General features: G+C 68.7%; 9 protein-coding genes. 6 read left to right on the top strand and 3 right to left on the bottom strand.

Annotated elements, in window-relative coordinates:
- Positions 1 to 67 precede the first annotated feature (67 nt).
- Together VI08_RS08805 and VI08_RS08800 are read left to right on the top strand one after the other, a co-directional pair.
- Complete coding sequence (locus VI08_RS08805) at positions 68 to 478, top strand: hypothetical protein (RefSeq protein ID WP_045829209.1); 411 nt, start codon at positions 68 to 70, stop codon at positions 476 to 478.
- Between the two features lie 131 nt (positions 479 to 609).
- Positions 610 to 1,311 (top strand): pirin family protein, encoded by a 702-nt coding sequence (locus tag VI08_RS08800; RefSeq protein ID WP_045829208.1) that lies wholly within the window; start codon positions 610 to 612, stop codon positions 1,309 to 1,311.
- A gap of 81 nt (positions 1,312 to 1,392) precedes the next feature.
- Here VI08_RS08800 and VI08_RS08795 read toward each other — a convergent pair whose 3' ends face one another.
- Positions 1,393 to 3,321: an LTA synthase family protein gene (locus VI08_RS08795; protein ID WP_045829207.1), complete on the bottom strand. Its 1,929-nt coding sequence runs from the start codon at positions 3,319 to 3,321 to the stop codon at positions 1,393 to 1,395.
- Between the two features lie 203 nt (positions 3,322 to 3,524).
- Between VI08_RS08795 and mprF the strand changes: the two genes are divergently transcribed.
- The 3 genes from mprF to VI08_RS21690 all read left to right on the top strand — a co-directional run bounded on the left by mprF (position 3,525) and on the right by VI08_RS21690 (position 7,704).
- Complete coding sequence (gene mprF / locus VI08_RS08790; RefSeq protein WP_232309506.1) at positions 3,525 to 6,134, top strand: bifunctional lysylphosphatidylglycerol flippase/synthetase MprF; 2,610 nt, start codon at positions 3,525 to 3,527, stop codon at positions 6,132 to 6,134.
- The gene (locus VI08_RS08785; RefSeq protein WP_045829206.1) at positions 6,131 to 6,931 is read left to right on the top strand and encodes an AcvB/VirJ family lysyl-phosphatidylglycerol hydrolase; all 801 of its coding nucleotides are present in this window, start codon (positions 6,131 to 6,133) and stop codon (positions 6,929 to 6,931) included. The genes mprF and VI08_RS08785 overlap by 4 nt, the downstream gene beginning before the upstream one ends.
- Positions 6,932 to 7,542: 611 nt before the next feature.
- A complete protein-coding gene (locus VI08_RS21690; protein WP_198148885.1) occupies positions 7,543 to 7,704 on the top strand; it encodes a hypothetical protein in 162 nt (53 codons plus the stop codon).
- Between the two features lie 9 nt (positions 7,705 to 7,713).
- On the opposite strand, the gene VI08_RS08780 is transcribed toward VI08_RS21690, so the two are convergent.
- On the bottom strand, positions 7,714 to 8,487 hold the full coding sequence (locus tag VI08_RS08780; protein WP_045829205.1) for a transporter: 774 nt from the start codon (positions 8,485 to 8,487) through the stop codon (positions 7,714 to 7,716).
- A 125-nt stretch (positions 8,488 to 8,612) separates the two neighbouring features.
- A complete protein-coding gene (locus tag VI08_RS08775; protein ID WP_045829204.1) occupies positions 8,613 to 10,832 on the bottom strand; it encodes a glycoside hydrolase family 3 C-terminal domain-containing protein in 2,220 nt (739 codons plus the stop codon).
- A gap of 148 nt (positions 10,833 to 10,980) precedes the next feature.
- Here VI08_RS08775 and VI08_RS08770 point away from each other — a divergent pair, with 148 nt between their 5' ends.
- A complete protein-coding gene (locus tag VI08_RS08770) occupies positions 10,981 to 15,258 on the top strand; it encodes a DEAD/DEAH box helicase (RefSeq protein ID WP_045829203.1) in 4,278 nt (1,425 codons plus the stop codon).
- Positions 15,259 to 15,800 lie beyond the last annotated feature (542 nt).

The following is a 15,800-nucleotide window of genomic DNA, read 5'->3' as shown; positions in this document are numbered from 1 at the left end:
GCGCCGATGACAGCCTGCCGTGCCCATGCTTTGCTGGCACCCACCCCCCACGCGCACGGAGGCGCCCATGAAATCGCTAGTCATCCTCGCCATGCTGGCCCTTGCCACACCCGCCGCCGCCACGCCTGGCGTGCAGGCAGATCGCTTTTTTGCCGTCCGCCCCGCCCAAGCCGGCCCTGGCGAGGCCGAGTTCGTGGTCAGGATCAGCGAGCAGGCCCGCGCCGACGTGTTTACCCTCGCCCTGCGCGCCGGGCGCCCCGTGCGCCTCACGGGGCGCATCGTGCAACGCCCGGCGGGATGGAACCTGGCCTGGCCGTTCTACACCGAGCGCCACGGCATCCTTCCCGCCGATGCGCTGGTGGCCCGCTGCTCGACAGTGCCACCCGGTGTCCAGGCCCAGCGGGTGCTGGCAGGGGCGAAGCTGCATGGCAGCGCATGGTGCCCCGTCGTGCGCGTCGTTCGCGAGGTTGAACCCTAGCGCGGCACCACGCCGCGTTGGGTCGCTGCGGGAAACAATCCGTTCGGCCCACTGATGCTCCACGCGCCAGTTTGGAGGCGGAAAATAGCGCCATCCACTCAACCCACCCGGCAACCCCGGAGGAGCACCCCATGATCGACATCCGCCGCTTCAACACCCTTGGCGGGGCCAACCACGGCTGGCTCGATGCGAAGCACCACTTTTCCTTCGCCTCGTACCACGACCCGAAGCGCATGGGCTGGGGCGCGCTGCGCGTGTGGAACGACGACACGATCGCCGCCGGCACGGGCTTCCCGGCCCACCCGCATTCGGACATGGAGATCATCACCTACGTCCGCGAGGGTGCCATCACCCACGAGGACAGCCTGGGCAACAAGGGCCGTACCGAGGCAGGCGACGTGCAGGTGATGAGCGCAGGCACCGGCATACGCCACGCCGAATACAACGCCGAGCCCGACGCGACCCGCATCTTCCAGATCTGGATCATCCCCGATGGCGAGCGCGCGGCACCGTCGTGGGGCACCCGCCCGTTCCCCAAGGGCGAGCGCTCGGGCCACTTCGTGACGCTGGCCAGCGGCTTCGACAGCGACACGGACGCCCTGCCCATCCGCACCGATGCCCGCGTGCTCGGCGCCAGCCTGAAGGCCGGCGAGAGCACCGAGTACACGCTGGGCGATGGCCGCTTCGCCTACATGGTGCCGGCTGCCGGCGCCGTGGAGATCAACGGCCAGGCGCTCGGGAAGGGCGACGGCGCCGCCATCCGCGAGGAGCGCGTGCTGCGCATCACCGCGACGGAAGACGCCGAGCTGGTGCTGGTCGATACGGCCGCGTAAGGGAGCCTGCGGCTGACCTGTGGGAGCGCGCTTGCGCGCGATCGCGCGCAAGCGCGCTCCCACAAGGTTACCGGCTCCGGATCAGGGTTTACGTTTCATCAGGCCGTTGGTGAACAGGTACGCGGCGGTCTGGTAGTACGTGACCGCGTCCTTCGCGTTTTTGTCGTCGTACTTCGCCACCGGCGTCGCGTCGCCGGAGACTTCCTCGGGCACCATTTCCTTCACCGGCTGGCGCGGCACCAGCGACGCGAGCATGCCGCCGTGCAGGTAGCCCAGCTCCTGGTAGGTGCTGATGAACGCGCGCTCGCGGCCGGGCTCGAGCTTGAACAGGTCGTAGCCGTAGAAGCGCGAGGTGTAGCTGAAGTTGAGCATGCCCAGCAGGGTCGGTGGGATGTCGATCTGGCTCATGAGCCGATCGATGCGGCCCGGCGCCACGTGCTTGGGCGAATAGATGTACAGCGGGATGTGGTAGCGATCGACCGGCAGGCTGGTCTTGCCCGCGCTGGTGGCGCAGTGGTCGGCCGTGATGATGAAAACGGTGTCGTCGAACCACGGCTTGGTCGAGGCACGCTTGAGGAAATCGGCGATGGCCCAGTCGGTGTACTGCACGGCCGCGCGGCGCGAGCCCTGCGGCAGCGGCACGCGCCCGGCCGGGAAGGTGAACGGGCGGTGGTTCGAGGTCGTCATGACATGGCCGAAGTACGGCTTGCCCTTGGCGTACGCGTCGTCCATGCGCTTCATCACCAGCGTGTACAGGTCCTCGTCGGCCACGCCCCACACGTTCTCGGCGTGGATGTCCTTCGCGTCGATGACGTTGCGGTCGACCGCCTCGTAGCCGTTGCTCGCGAAGAAGTGGTTCATGTTGTCGAAGTAGCCATAGCCACCGTACACGAACTCCGATTTGTAGCCCTTCGCATTGAACACGTCGGCCAGCGACCACAGGCCCTCGTTGTTCGGCCGCTTCACGATCGACTCGCCGGGCGTCGGGGGCACCGACAGCGCCAGCGCCTCGAGGCCGCGCACCGTGCGCGTGCCATTGGCGTACAGCTCGGTGAAGAACAGGCTCTTCGACGCCAACGCGTCGAGGTTGGGCATGAGGTGCTTGTGCTTGCTCACCGACAGGCCCTCGACGTAGTCACCCGAGAGGCTTTCCACGCTGATGAGCACCACGTTGAGCTTCTTTTCCGGCCCGGTGTTTTCGATGCGGCGGGTGATGTCCAGCGGGTCGTTGCCGGTGAACGTCGAATCGGGGGTCTTCAGCAGCGTGCGCAGTTCGCCGAAGGCCTCGTCCCTGGGCAGCGCGGGGTAGTACTTGGCGTAGTCGAGCTCGTTGTCGCGGAACGCGGCGAAGAACTGGTAGGTGCCATCGCCCGCCAGCTCGTTGAGGTACTGGTTGCGCTGGCCATCCTTCATCGAGGCATCGACCACGAAGCTGACGGCCACGGTGGCGACCAGCCAGCCCAGCACCACCAGCGAGCGGCCGCCGAAGCGCGAGCCGTCGTCGCGCAGCGCCAGCTTGCGGCGCGACAGCCAGGTGATGCCCACGGCCAGCAGCGCGATCATCGCGATCCAGGTGCCGATGGGGTACGACTCGCGGATGTTGCCCACCACCTCGTGGGTATAGACGAGGTAATCCACGGCAATGAAGTTGAAGCGGGCGCTGAACTCGCCCCAGAACACCAGCTCGGCCACGCCGACGAACAGCGTGGCGAACGCCAGCACCCAGGCGAAGCCGAGGAAGATGCGCCGGCCCCAGGTCGACATGGCGGCGCGGCGCGGCAGCAGCCACAGCACCAGCAGCATGGGCCAGCCCATGTAGATGAACGTGACCAGGTCGTAGCCCAGGCCCACGCCGAAGACATAGAGCAGGTCGCCCACGCCATGCGGCGCATCCTTGCCGGTTTTTACGTAAAGGATGGCGCGGACCAGGAAGGCCACGGCCAGGAACAGGACGCCGTACCAGGCCAGGGGCCGGAAGCGCTGGCGCAGCGCCGGGGAGGAAAGTTGCATGGGGCCTCGCGGTGGGACGCGCCGGCACGCGTGCCGGCATGTCGCCAGAGCGTAAGAAACCGCGCTTACGTCGCCCTTTCTTTTACCTTAGGGGGAGCTTTCGCCGGCCCCGCGAAAGCGGCAAGAAACTGCGCCCTACAGCCAGCCGCCGCTCTGTGGCAACCTACACGACCTTACGAGCCAGACCAGGAGCACGCGGCACCGTGGAGCACGCATCGAGCACGGAGCCAGCGCCGATCCAACCACCCCCGGGCAAGCGCGCGCTGTACGCCACCCTGCTGCGCAGGGCGGGCGGGCCGCTGCTGTCGGTGCTGTTGCTATGCCTGGCCCTGTGGGCCTTGCATGCCATGGCCAGCGAGGTCACCTACCGGCAGATCGGCGCCTATGTGCACGGCCTGCCGAACGGCGATATCGCGCTCGCGGTGCTGCTGACCGCCGCCGGCTTCGCCGTCATGACCCTCTACGACTGGTTCGGGCTGGCCAGCGTCGGCAAGCGGCTGCCCGCGAAACGGGTGGGCCTCATCTCGTTCATCAGCTATGCGTTTTCCAACGCCCTGGGCATGTCGCTGCTGGTATCGGGCTCCATCCGCTACCGCTTCTACGTGCAGGCGGGCCTGACCACGGGCGAGATCGCCCGCGTGGTGCTCTACACCACCCTCAGCTTCTGGCTGGGCCTGGCGGCGCTCACCGGCGTCACCCTGCTCATCGTGCCCATCCCGCCCGAAGTGCCCCTGTCGGGCCTGCGCATCCCGCTGGCGGTGCTGCTCACGGCGGTACCGCTGGCATGGTTCGGCGTCGCGGTGTTCGTGCGCCGGCCCATCCGCGTGTGGCGGTGGGCCATCAGCTCGCCCACGCCCCTGGTGGCGGCGCGGCAGATCCTGGTCGGCGCCTTCGACTGGGGCCTGGCGGCGGGCGTGCTCTATGTCCTCATGCCCGAGGCCATCGTGGGCGGATTCGGCCATTTCCTGGCCATCTTCGTGCTGGCGCAGATGGCCGGCCTCATCAGCCACGTGCCCGGCGGGCTGGGCGTGTTCGAGGCCGTGATGCTGGCGGGCTTCGGCGCCACCGGCAACCACGGGCTGGAGGCGCCCATCCTCGGCTCCCTCGCCGCCTACCGCGCCGTGTACTACCTGCTGCCGCTGTGCGTGGCCACGCTGATGGTGATCGTCCGCGAGCTGCGTGCCCTGCGCCACGCGGCCCTCATCACGCCCTGGTTCGCGGGCCTGCTGCCCCCGTTCTTCGCCGGGCTGACCCTGGTCTGCGGCGCGGTGCTGCTGTTCTCGGGCGCCACGCTGGCCATCCCGGGGCGCATGGAGCTGCTGCGCGGCTTCGTGCCGCTGCCCCTCGTCGAGGCCGCGCACTTCCTCTCCAGCGTGGTGGGCATGCTGCTGCTGATCCTGGCCCGCGGCCTGCAGCGCCGGCTCGACGCCGCCTACTGGCTCACCCTGGTGCTGCTGGTGCTGGGCGCGGTGCTGTCGATGCTCAAGGGCATCGATTACGAGGAAGCCACGCTGCTCACCCTGCTGGCGCTGGCCCTGGCACCCGCGCACCGCCATTTCTACCGGCGCGCCTCGCTGTTCCGCGCCACCTTCTCGCCCGGCTGGGTGCTGGCCATCGCGGCCGTGTTCGCCTGCGCCACGTGGCTGGTGTTCTTCAGCTTCAAGCACGTCGAATACAGCAACAACCTGTGGTGGGAATTCAGCTTCCGCCATGGCGGCGCGCCCCGCGCGCTGCGCGCCCTGGTCGGCGCGGCCGCCGTGGTGATGCTGTTCGCGCTGGCGAACCTCATCCGCCCCGCCCGCACCCGCCGCGCCCGCCCCAACGAGGCGGAGCTGGCCCGCGCCATGCCGCTGCTGAAGCAGTTCAGCTCGGCGCAGGCGCACCTGGCCCTGGTGGCCGACAAGGCCCTGATGTTCGCGCCGGAGGACAAGGCCTTCATCATGTACGACGTCGAGGGCCGCAGCTGGGTGGCCATGGGCGATCCGGTTGGCGAAGACGAGGACGCGCGCCGCGAACTGGTGTGGAGCTTCCGCGAGGAATGCGAGCGCGCCGGTGGCTGGCCGCTGTTCTACCAGGTGCGCCCGGAGGACCTCGACCTGTACCTCGAGGTGGGCATGAACTTGCTGAAGATCGGCGAGGAAGCCCGCGTGCGGCTGGAAACCTTCAACCTCGACGGCAAATCGAAGAAGACCCTGCGGGGCACGGTGAACAAGCTGGCCCGAGACGGCCTGCGGCTGGAGATCGTGCCGGTCGAGGGCGTGCCCGCCATGCTCCCGCGGCTTAAACTTATCTCCGAGGCATGGATGCGCGACAAGAAGGTCCGCGAGAAGCGCTTCTCGCTGGGCCTGTGGGATGAGCGCTACCTTTCGCGCACGCCCATGGCGGTGGTCTGGCAGGGCGACGTGCCCGTGGCCTTCGCCAACATGTTCCTCACCGAGTCGATGGAGGAAGCCTCCGTCGACCTCATGCGCCACTTGCCCGAAGGCCCCGCCGGCATCATGGATTTCCTGTTCATCGAGCTCATGTCGTGGGCGAAAGCCAACGGCTACCGCTGGTTCAACCTGGGCATGGCGCCGCTATCGGGCCTGCAGAACCGCCGCACCGCGCCGCTGTGGAGCCGCTTCGGCGCGATGGTGTTCGGCCGTGGCGAGCGCTTCTACAACTTCCGCGGCCTGCACCGCTACAAGGACAAGTTCGACCCGGAGTGGGAGCCGCGCTACATCGCGGTGCCCGGCGGCATCGCGCTACCCCTGGCGCTGGCCAACGTCGCGAGCCTCATCTCCGGCGGCATCGGCGGGGTGGTGCGCCGGTGAGGAAAGTGCTCCGCAATATCGGTATCGCCATCGCGCTCCTGCTCGCCCTCGGGTTCCTTGCCTGGCACCCGTGGACGCATGCATCGCTCGAGAGCGCCACGGTGGAACTGCCCGCGCTGAAGGCGCCGCCCACCGGCGAGGAAGACCTGATGGTCATCATCTACTCGGGTGATGGCGGCTGGTGGGATCTCGACCAGCGGCTGGGCGCGGTGTTCACCCAGCGCGGCATCCCCGTCGTCGGCCTCAGCACCTTCAAGTACTTCTGGCGCTACCGCGCGCCGGCGGAGTCGGCGCAGGACCTCGACAGGCTCGTCGATACCTTCTCGAAGAAGTGGGGCAAGACCCGCATCCTGCTTGTCGGCTACTCGTTCGGCGCCGACGTGCTGCCCACCCTGGTGGGCAAGATGCGGCCCGATAACCGGGCGCGCCTCAGCCAGCTGGTGCTGCTATCGGCCAGCCGCGACGTGAACTTCGAGATCGAACTGGAGGGCTACATGCACCAGGGGTGGTGGACCACGGCGACGCACAGCCTGTTGCAGTGGCTGAACCCGGTGCAGCACTACGACGCGATCCCGCCCATCGCCGCACTGGGCGGTAAGCCGCCCATGGCGTGCTACTACGGGGCCGAAGACGCCGACGACAGCGGTTGCACCGACCCGAAACTGCCGTCGTTCGTCACGGTGTACAAAAAGCCCGGCGAGCACCACTTTGACGAAAACTACGAACAGCTCGCCACGGAGCTGATTTCGCGCATGCCGCCACGAGCGTTGGGGCCCAACGCCTCCACATCGCCTTAACGCGCGTTTGCCGGTTTTCCCGGGCGGCTTCTGTCACCAAACATTCACCCGCGTGCCACCGAAATTTTCGCATCCGGCGCCCAATCTGGGTGTCCGGGCGGGAACGCAGGAGACGCGCCATGCAACGAGAACCGGGTAAACGCGACTACGGCACGAGTGATTGTGCCGCGCTGCGCTCGCTCGCGAGTCGTGGCATGCCTGTGCCACCGCAGGCTCGCCCGACCACACAACGCGCCCCGACCACGTCGAGGCAGCAGCCCGAGCGCCAGCGTAGGCCTTCGCCTACACCAGCCTGAACGGTACGTATGCGGCGCAGCGCCGGATAGTAAGTCAGGCCTAATTTTAAGAATCCTCCTATATCCGCGGCGGTTCCGCCTAAGTAAGACTTAGGCGGTGCCCGGCACCTGCCCGCCGGGCCCGATATCGCCGATGACCGATCCGACGGCAGGATGCCGTCCGTCCCTAGCGCCAGGATCGATCCCCCCCTTCATCGGCGGTGACGCCGCGCCGGCCACGCCGGGCCGCGTCTCTGGTGGCAACCGCCACCCGACCCAGGGACGGTCACCATGGCCCTCCGCGTGAGCGCGAGGGCCATGTCTTATCATGTGCCCATGGGCTGCCTACCTCTTCCTATCTTCCTGCTCCTCGGCTGCGGCATCGGCTGGTTCGCTGGCGAGAAGACCGGCGCCGTTTACGGCGCGGGCATCGGGCTCGTGGTGGGCCTGGTGCTTACCTTCTTCCTGTTCCGCGCCATGCGCCGCGGCAATCGCTAGCCGCGCGCGTTACTGCGCGTGGCCCAGGAACACCGAGACACCAAGGCCCGCGATGAACGACGGGCCGTGGCCTGCCACCCGGTGTAGCGCGTACGCGTCGAGCTGGAGGTGGTCGCCGATGCTGTAGGCCACGCCACCGCCGGCCTGGAACTCGTTGCCCTCGTCCGCGTCGTGGATGGCATCGGCTTCCACGTAGGCCATCCAGTTCTCGCCGAACTTGCGGCCGAACGTCGGCGCCAGCGTCCACGTATCGCGGCCCTTGAGGCGGTCGACGTTGGCATAGAGGGTGTTCTGCTGGGTGTCGTTCGGCTTCCACTGCATCGTGGTGCCAAGGCTGTACTGCCTGGCGCCGTTGCCGAAATCCTCGTCGCCGTTGGCGAACGTGACCTGGCCGAGCGCGGCCCACGAGAACGCCCCATCGGCGTCACTGCCGGCAGGCGCGTATTTCATCGCCACGCTGGTATCGCCATGGCCCACCGCATGGCGGCGCGAACCCTGGCCACGTTCCTCCAGCCGGTTCCAGGCCGAACCCCCCACCTGCAGTTCCACGGGGCCACCCGTGCCGATGCGAATCACGCTGTCGGCGGTATACGTGCGGTCGAGGAAGCCATCGGCACGCTCGCGCTCGTACGTGGGCACGCCTTGCTCAAGGGCAAAGGTGCCCGCGGGCAGCACGCTGGTGGCGAAGCCCGCGCCGGGGCGGTCGAAGTCCGGCGGATCGGCAAGGGCCACGGCGGGGGCGAGGAGGAGCAGGGCGGCGGTGAGGGCGGGGCGCAGGTTCATGCGGGCATTGTGGCCAACGCACGCGTGCGGGGTTTGTGAGCGTGAACAACGGGAGGTGGGGGGCGGGAAGTGGGGGCGGCACAGCCGGATCGCGCCCCCACTTCCCATCTCCCACCCCCAGGCACTCAGGGGGCTTTGACGACCGGGAAGCTCTCCGGCAACTCAAGCTTGGCGTCGCCGGCGAAGTCTTCCGCCGTGCGCCCAAGCTTCAACTGGTACGTGCCCGCGGCGATGTGCCAGCGCTTGCCGGCATCGTCCCAGCGGGCCAGTGCCAGTGGCTCCAGGGGGATGTCGACGCGCTGGCTGGCGCCCGGCTTCAGCGTCACCTTTGCCCAGCCGGCGAGGCGGCGGGTGCCACCCTGCGGCCCGGTGGCGTAGACCTGTGGCACGTCGGCGCCGGCGACCTTGCCGGTGTTCTTCACCGTGAGGTGCACGACGGGGCGGCCGTCCTTGCCCTTGCCGACTTCGAAGCCGCTGTAGTCGAACGACGTGTAGGTGAGGCCGTAGCCGAAGGCGAACAGCGGCTTGCGCTTCGTCTTCTCGAACCAGCGGTAGCCGACGTCGGCGCCTTCGATGTTGTAGTCGATGGTGTCGGCGGGCTTTTCCTTGCTGTTGAGGCCCGCGCCCTGGATGGTGGCGCGCGGCAGCTGCGATTCGTCCGTGGGCCAGCTCAGCGGCAGGCGGCCGCTCGGGGCCACGTCGCCGTAGAGCAGGCGGGTGATGGCATCGCCACCGGCCGAGCCCGGGTACCACGCCTGCATCACCGCGCCGACCTGGTCGAGCCACGGCATCTTCACCGCGCCGTTGGTTTCGAGCACCACCACGGTATGCGGGTTGGCCTTCGCCACCGCGGCGACCACGGCATCCTGGTTGTCGGGCAGCGACATGTCCGGTGCATCGTACGATTCGGCGGCCCATTTGGTGACGAACACCACGGCCACGTCGGCGCCGGCCGCGGCCTTCGCGGCAGCGGCCGGGTCGGTACCGGCATCGAACGTGACCTTGCTGGCGCGCTTGCCGATGAAGGTGAGCGGCGCCGACGGGTGGTAGTTGAACGGGCCCGGCCAGCCGGTGGGCTCGGCGCCCTCCATCGCGTTGCCGTTGACGTCGGTGACCGACGACGAACCGCCGCCCGCCATGACGCCCTTGTCGGCGTGGCCGCCGATGACGGCGACCGACTTGCCCTTGGCCAGCGGCAGCAGCGCGTTCTCGTTGCGCAGGAGCACCGCGCCCGCTTCGAGCGCGTTACGGGCCACCATGCGGTCGGTCTCGTACGGCACGCTGCCGGCCTTCACCGGCACCGGGTTGTCGAGTACGCCGTGCACGAAGAAGCTGCGCAGGATGCGCTTCACCATGTCGTCGAGGCGGGCCTTGCTCACCTCGCCCTTGGCCACGGCCTCGCGCAGCGGCTTGTCGAAGAAGAGCTCGGCGTCGAACACCTCGCCCGCGGACTGCTGGTCGAGGCCCGCGTTGGCGGCCTTGGCCGCGCTGTGCGCGCCGCCCCAGTCGGACATGACCCAGCCCTTGAAGCCCCATTCCTTCTTCAGCACCTCGTTGAGCAGCCACTCGTGCTCGCCGGAGTACGTGCCGTTGACGCGGTTGTAGGCCGACATGACCGAGCCCGGGTCGCCATGGGCGATGCCGATCTGGAAGGCGATGAGGTCGGATTCACGCAGCGCCACCGGGTCGATCTGCGAGCTGATGGTGTTGCGGCCCGATTCGATGTCGTTGGCGGCGAAGTGCTTGATGGTGGCGACCACCTTGTTCTCCTGCACGCCCTTGATCGTGGCACCGACGATGGTGCCGGCCAGCACCGGGTCTTCGCCGGCGTATTCGAAGTTGCGGCCGTTGCGCGGGTCGCGCAGCAGGTTGGTGCCGCCGGAAAGCAGCACGTTGTAGCCCTTCGCGCGCGCCTCGCTACCGATCATGCGGCCGCCAGCATGGGCCACGGCCGGGTCGAAGCTGGCCGCCGCGCTGAGGCTGGCGGGCAGCGAGATGGCGCCCTTGTTGTCGACGCCCGGCTTGGTGACGCCAAGGCCGGCGTCGGTCTCCTGGATGGCCGGCAGCCCCAGGCGCGGGTTGGCGGGGATGAAGCCGGCATTGCCCAGCGCGCCCTCGGGCTGCGGGTGCTTGTCGCTCTTCATGCCGAAGTCGGTGCGGATAAGGCGGAATTTCTCATCGTCGGTCATGGCGGCGACGAGCAGCTCGGCGCGTTTATCCGCCGACAGCGAGCGATCCATCCACGGGTGGGCCGCCGGGGTGGCCGCCGTGGCCGCGCCGGCAAGGCCGGCGAGGCCCGCGGTGGTGGCAAGGGCGAGGGCGGTGCGGCGCAGGGTATCGGCCATGATCAGCTTCCTGGGGAAATGAAAACGGCCCACGATGTTCCAGTAACGTTTTCATCGCAACCCGCGAGACGCTTCCGTTGTACCGTCAGCGCTTGTCGGCGGCGCCCTGCGCCCCCATCTATGTCGTTGAATGAATTCACAAACGTCGATGCCGCTCAGCGCCTTCCATCCCGCCGTTTCCGCGTGGTTCGAAGCCACCTTCCCGGCGCCCACCGAGGCGCAGGTGGCCGCGTGGCCGGCGATCCGTTCCGGCCGCCACACGCTGGTGGCCGCGCCCACGGGTTCGGGCAAGACGCTCACCGCATTCCTCTCGGCCATCGATGGCCTGGTGCGCGAGGGGGTGGAAGCGGGCGGCCTGCGCGATCGCACCACCATCCTCTACGTCTCGCCGCTGAAGGCGTTGTCGAACGACATCCGTATCAACCTCGAAGCGCCACTGGCCGGCATCCGCGAGGAACTGCGCAAGCAGGGCCTGCCCGATGTAGAGATCCGCACCGCGGTGCGCACGGGCGACACCCCATCGGCCGATCGCAACCGCATGCGCAAGCGGCCGCCGCATATCCTCGTCACCACGCCCGAATCGCTCTACGTCATGCTCGGCTCCGAATCGGGGCGCGCCATGTTGCGCGATGTGCGCGAAGTGATCATCGACGAGATCCACGCCGTGGCCACCAGCAAGCGCGGCAGCCACATGGCGGTGTCGCTCGAGCGGCTTGAAGCGCTGGCGCAGCGCCGGCTCTTGCGCATCGGGCTCTCGGCCACGCAGAAACCCATCGAGACGGTCGCCGCCTTCCTCACGGGTGGCGACGACTGCGCCATCGTCGATATCGGCCACGCGCGCAAGCGCGACCTCGCGCTGGAGGTTCCCCCGGTGCCGCTCGAGGCGGTGATGTCGAACGATATGTGGGAGCTGGTCTACAACCGCCTCGGCAACCTCATCGAGCAACACCGCACCACGCTGGTGTTCGTGAACACGCGGCGCATGGCCGAACGCATGTCGCGGCACCTCTCCGAGCGGCTGGGCGCCGAGGCCGTCACCGCGCACCATGGCAGCCTTTCGCGCGAGCAGCGGCTGGATGCCGAGCAACGGCTGAAGGCGGGCTCGTTGCGCGCGCTGGTGGCCACGGCGTCGCTTGAACTCGGCATCGACATTGGCGATGTCGATCTTGTCTGCCAGATCGCATCACCGCGCTCCATCGCCGCCTTCCTGCAACGTGCCGGCCGCGCCGGCCATGCCGTGGGCGGCACGCCGAAGGCGAGGCTGTTCCCCACCTCGCGCGACGACCTGGTGGAATGCACCGCGCTGCTCGATTGCGTGCGCCGCGGCGAGCTCGATGCGCTGGTCATGCCCACGCAGCCGCTGGATGTGCTGGCGCAACAGATCGTCGCGGAAGTAGCCTGCCAGGAGTGGGACGAGGACGCCCTTTACGACCTCATCCGTCGCGCCTACCCGTTCCAGGCTTTGCAGCGCGAGACCTTCGACGAAGTGGTGCGCATGCTGGCCGATGGCTTCACCACGCGCGTGGGGCCACGCGGTTCGTACATCCACCGCGATGCCGTGAACAAACGCCTGCGCGAGCGGCGCGGCGCGCGGCTCACCGCGGTCACCTCCGGCGGCACCATCCCCGAAACCGGCGACTACAACGTCCTGCTCGAACCGCAAGCCACCACCGTCGGCACGGTGAACGAAGACTTCGCCATCGAGAGCCTGGCGGGCGATGTGTTCCAGCTGGGCAACCGCTCTTACCGCATCCTGCGCGTGGAGATGGGCCGCCTGCGCGTGGAAGACGCGCAGGGCGCGCCGCCGAACATCCCGTTCTGGCTGGGCGAGGCCCCGGGCCGTACCGATGAACTGTCGATCGGCGTGGCGCGCCTGCGCAGCGAGGTATCCGCGCGTTTCGACGAAGGCGGCCGCGATGCCGCCATGGCGTGGCTCGGCGCCGAGCTGGGCGTGGCGAAGGCCGCGGCCGAGCAGGTCGTTGACTATCTCTTCCGCGCGCGTGCCGCGCTGGGTGCGCTGCCTACGCGCGATACGCTGGTGCTGGAGCGCTTCTTCGACGAGAGCGGCGGCACCCAGCTCATCATCCACACGCCGTTCGGCAGCCGCATCAACAAGGCATGGGGCCTGGCGCTGCGCAAGCGCTTCTGCCGTAAGTTCAATTTCGAGCTCCAGGCCGCGGCCACGGAAGACGCCATCGTGCTGTCGCTGTCGACGAGCCACAGCTTCCCGCTGGAAGAAGTGGCACGCTACCTGCACTCGGCCAGCGCGGAGCACGTGCTGGTGCAGGCGCTGCTGGACGCACCGCTGTTTGGCGTGCGCTGGCGCTGGAACGCCACCACGGCCCTGGCGTTGCCGCGCTTCACGGGCGGCAGGAAGGTGGCGCCGCAGCTGCAACGGATGAAGAGCGAGGACCTGCTCGCCACGGTATTCCCCGACCAGGTGGCTTGCCTGGAGAACATCGTGGGCGAGCGCGACGTGCCCGACCACCCGCTCGTGAACCAGACGCTGGACGATTGCCTGCACGAGGCGATGGATACCGAAGGCTGGCTGGCGGTGCTGCGTGGCATGGAAAGCGGCAGCATCCGCGTCGTGGCCCGCGACCTCGCCGCGCCGTCGCCGCTGGCCGCCGAAGTGATGAGCGCCGCGCCTTACGCGTTCCTCGACGACGCGCCCCTTGAAGAGCGGCGCACGCAGGCCGTGCAGTCGCGCCGCTGGAACGATGCCGAAAGCGCGGACGATCTCGGCCGGCTCGATCCGGACGCCATCGCCAGTGTCCGCGACGAAGCATGGCCCGAAGCGCGCAGCGCCGACGAGATGCACGAGGCGCTGATGCTGCTGGGTGCCGTCACGCCGGATGAAGTGCGCGACAACGGCTGGGCGAAGCTCGTGCAGGCGCTGGCGAAGGATGCCCGCGCCACGCTGCTGACAGCGGGTTCCGCCTCGCTGTGGGTCGCCGCCGAGCGCCTGCCGACCTGGCAGGCCATCCACGCCGATGCACGCATGCAGCCGGCAATCGCCGCACCTGCCGAGTACGCGGTGCAAGCGTGGACGCGCGAGGCTGCCCTGGTCGACGTGGTGCGCGGTCGCCTCGGTGGCCTCGGCGTCGTCCTCGAACGCGATATCGCACCGCTGCTCGGGGTCGATGCGTCCGATGCCACCCTTGCGCTCGTCGCGCTGGAAAGCGAAGGCTACGTCATGCGTGGCCCGTTCTCGCCCGGCGCCACCGAGGCCGAGTGGTGTGAACGCCACCTGCTGGCACGCATCCACCGCTACACCATCGGCCGCCTCCGTCGGGAGATCGAACCCGTCGCGCCACGCGACTTCCTCCGCTTCCTCCTCGACTGGCAGCACGTCACGCGCGCCACGCAGGTCGCTGGCCCCGATGCCCTCGCAGGTGTCATCGGCCAGCTCGAGGGCTTCGAGTCCGCGGCAGGCGCGTGGGAATCCGAACTGCTGCCATCGCGTGTCAACGACTACAGCATCGGCTGGCTCGACGACCTCTGCCGCGCTGGCCGCATCGTCTGGAGCCGCCTGCGCCTGGGCACCGGCAGCGGTGGCCCCGTGCGCGCCACGCCCATCGTGCTGCTGCCACGCCGGCAGTTGCCCGTGTGGTCCGCCGCGGCACCCGCCGCAACCGACGAGATGAAGCTCTCCTCGCGCGCACAGGCCGTGGAAGACGCGCTACGCGACGAAGGCGCCCTGTTCTTTGACGAGCTCGCATCGATCACGCACCTGCTGCGCACGGAACTCGAAGACGCCCTCGGCGAACTCGTCGCCGCCGGCCGTGTCACCGCCGACAGCTTCGCCGGCCTGCGCGCCCTGCTGCTGCCCTCGGCCAAGCGCAACAACGGCCGCGCGCGCCGCACGCGCCGGCACATGCTCAGCGGCATCGAAGACGCCGGCCGCTGGGCCCTCGCCCGCCGCCCGCGCGAGGAACGCAACGATGCCGACGGCCTGGACCACATCGCCCGCACGCTGCTACGCCGCTACGGCGTGGTCAGCTGGCGCATCCTCGAGCGCGAAGCCCACTGGCTCCCGACGTGGCGCGACTTGCGCCGCGTGTACCACCGCCTGGAAGCCCGCGGCGAAATCCGCGGCGGCCGTTTCGTCGACGGCCTGGTCGGCGAGCAGTTCGCCCTGCCGGAGGCACTGGCCGCCCTGCGGCAGGTGCGCCACCGCGAGCACGATGGCGAAATCACCTGCATCGCGGGCACGGATCCGCTGAACCTCACCGGCGGCATCATCGCGGGGACGAAGGTGCCGTCGGTGATCGGCAACCGCATCGCGATCCGCGATGGCATTCCGTTGGCGGCGATGGTGGCGGGGAAGTTCGTGTTGTTGGGTGAGCTGTCGCCGGATGAAGAGCGTGAGGCGCGTGGCGCCTTGCAACGCAGGGCCGATTTGCGGGCCCCCGTATATCCCTAACCCCCGCACTATTGTGGGAGCGCGCTTGCGCGCGATGCACTTGCACCGGTTCATTCGCTATCGCGAATGCATGCGTTGAGCGGCTTGCGCCGCCTTAGGCTGGTGGGGTGTCGGCGGTCGGCGGCGGGTGGGCCCCTGGGGCCGCCAGTCGCGGACCTTCGGACCGGGCCGTAGCTCCGCAATCGCAATGACCTGACGCTGCGCGGCCCTCCGCTCATGTCGGCCCCAGGGGCCCACCCGCCACCGAGTCCACACGTCTCGTTTCGTGCAGCAGAAGCTAGGGGACGAGGCGAGCCTTCCCTCGCGCTTCGTAGATGAGCAAACCAAACTACTCCACCGCCAACGGCAGCTCGTCTTTGGCTGACCCGGACGCCGCGCCACGACGAATCCCGGGCGCCCGTGATCCGTCGTGGCTGGCTAGATGCACGCATGGGCACGCCGGGAGGCCGAAGTAGCGAAGCGCCACGAGGCACAGGCTTGTGCCACACGATACGAGGCGTATCGACTCGGGGGCGGGCAGGCCCTTGGGGCCGACATGAGCG

Origin of the sequence: Luteibacter yeojuensis (genome assembly GCF_000964085.1) — a bacterium.
In the GTDB taxonomy this organism is placed as follows: Bacteria; Pseudomonadota; Gammaproteobacteria; order Xanthomonadales; family Rhodanobacteraceae; genus Luteibacter; species Luteibacter yeojuensis_A.
Note: the sequence above shows the minus strand (reverse complement) of the source record. Positions and strands in the feature narration are given on the sequence as shown.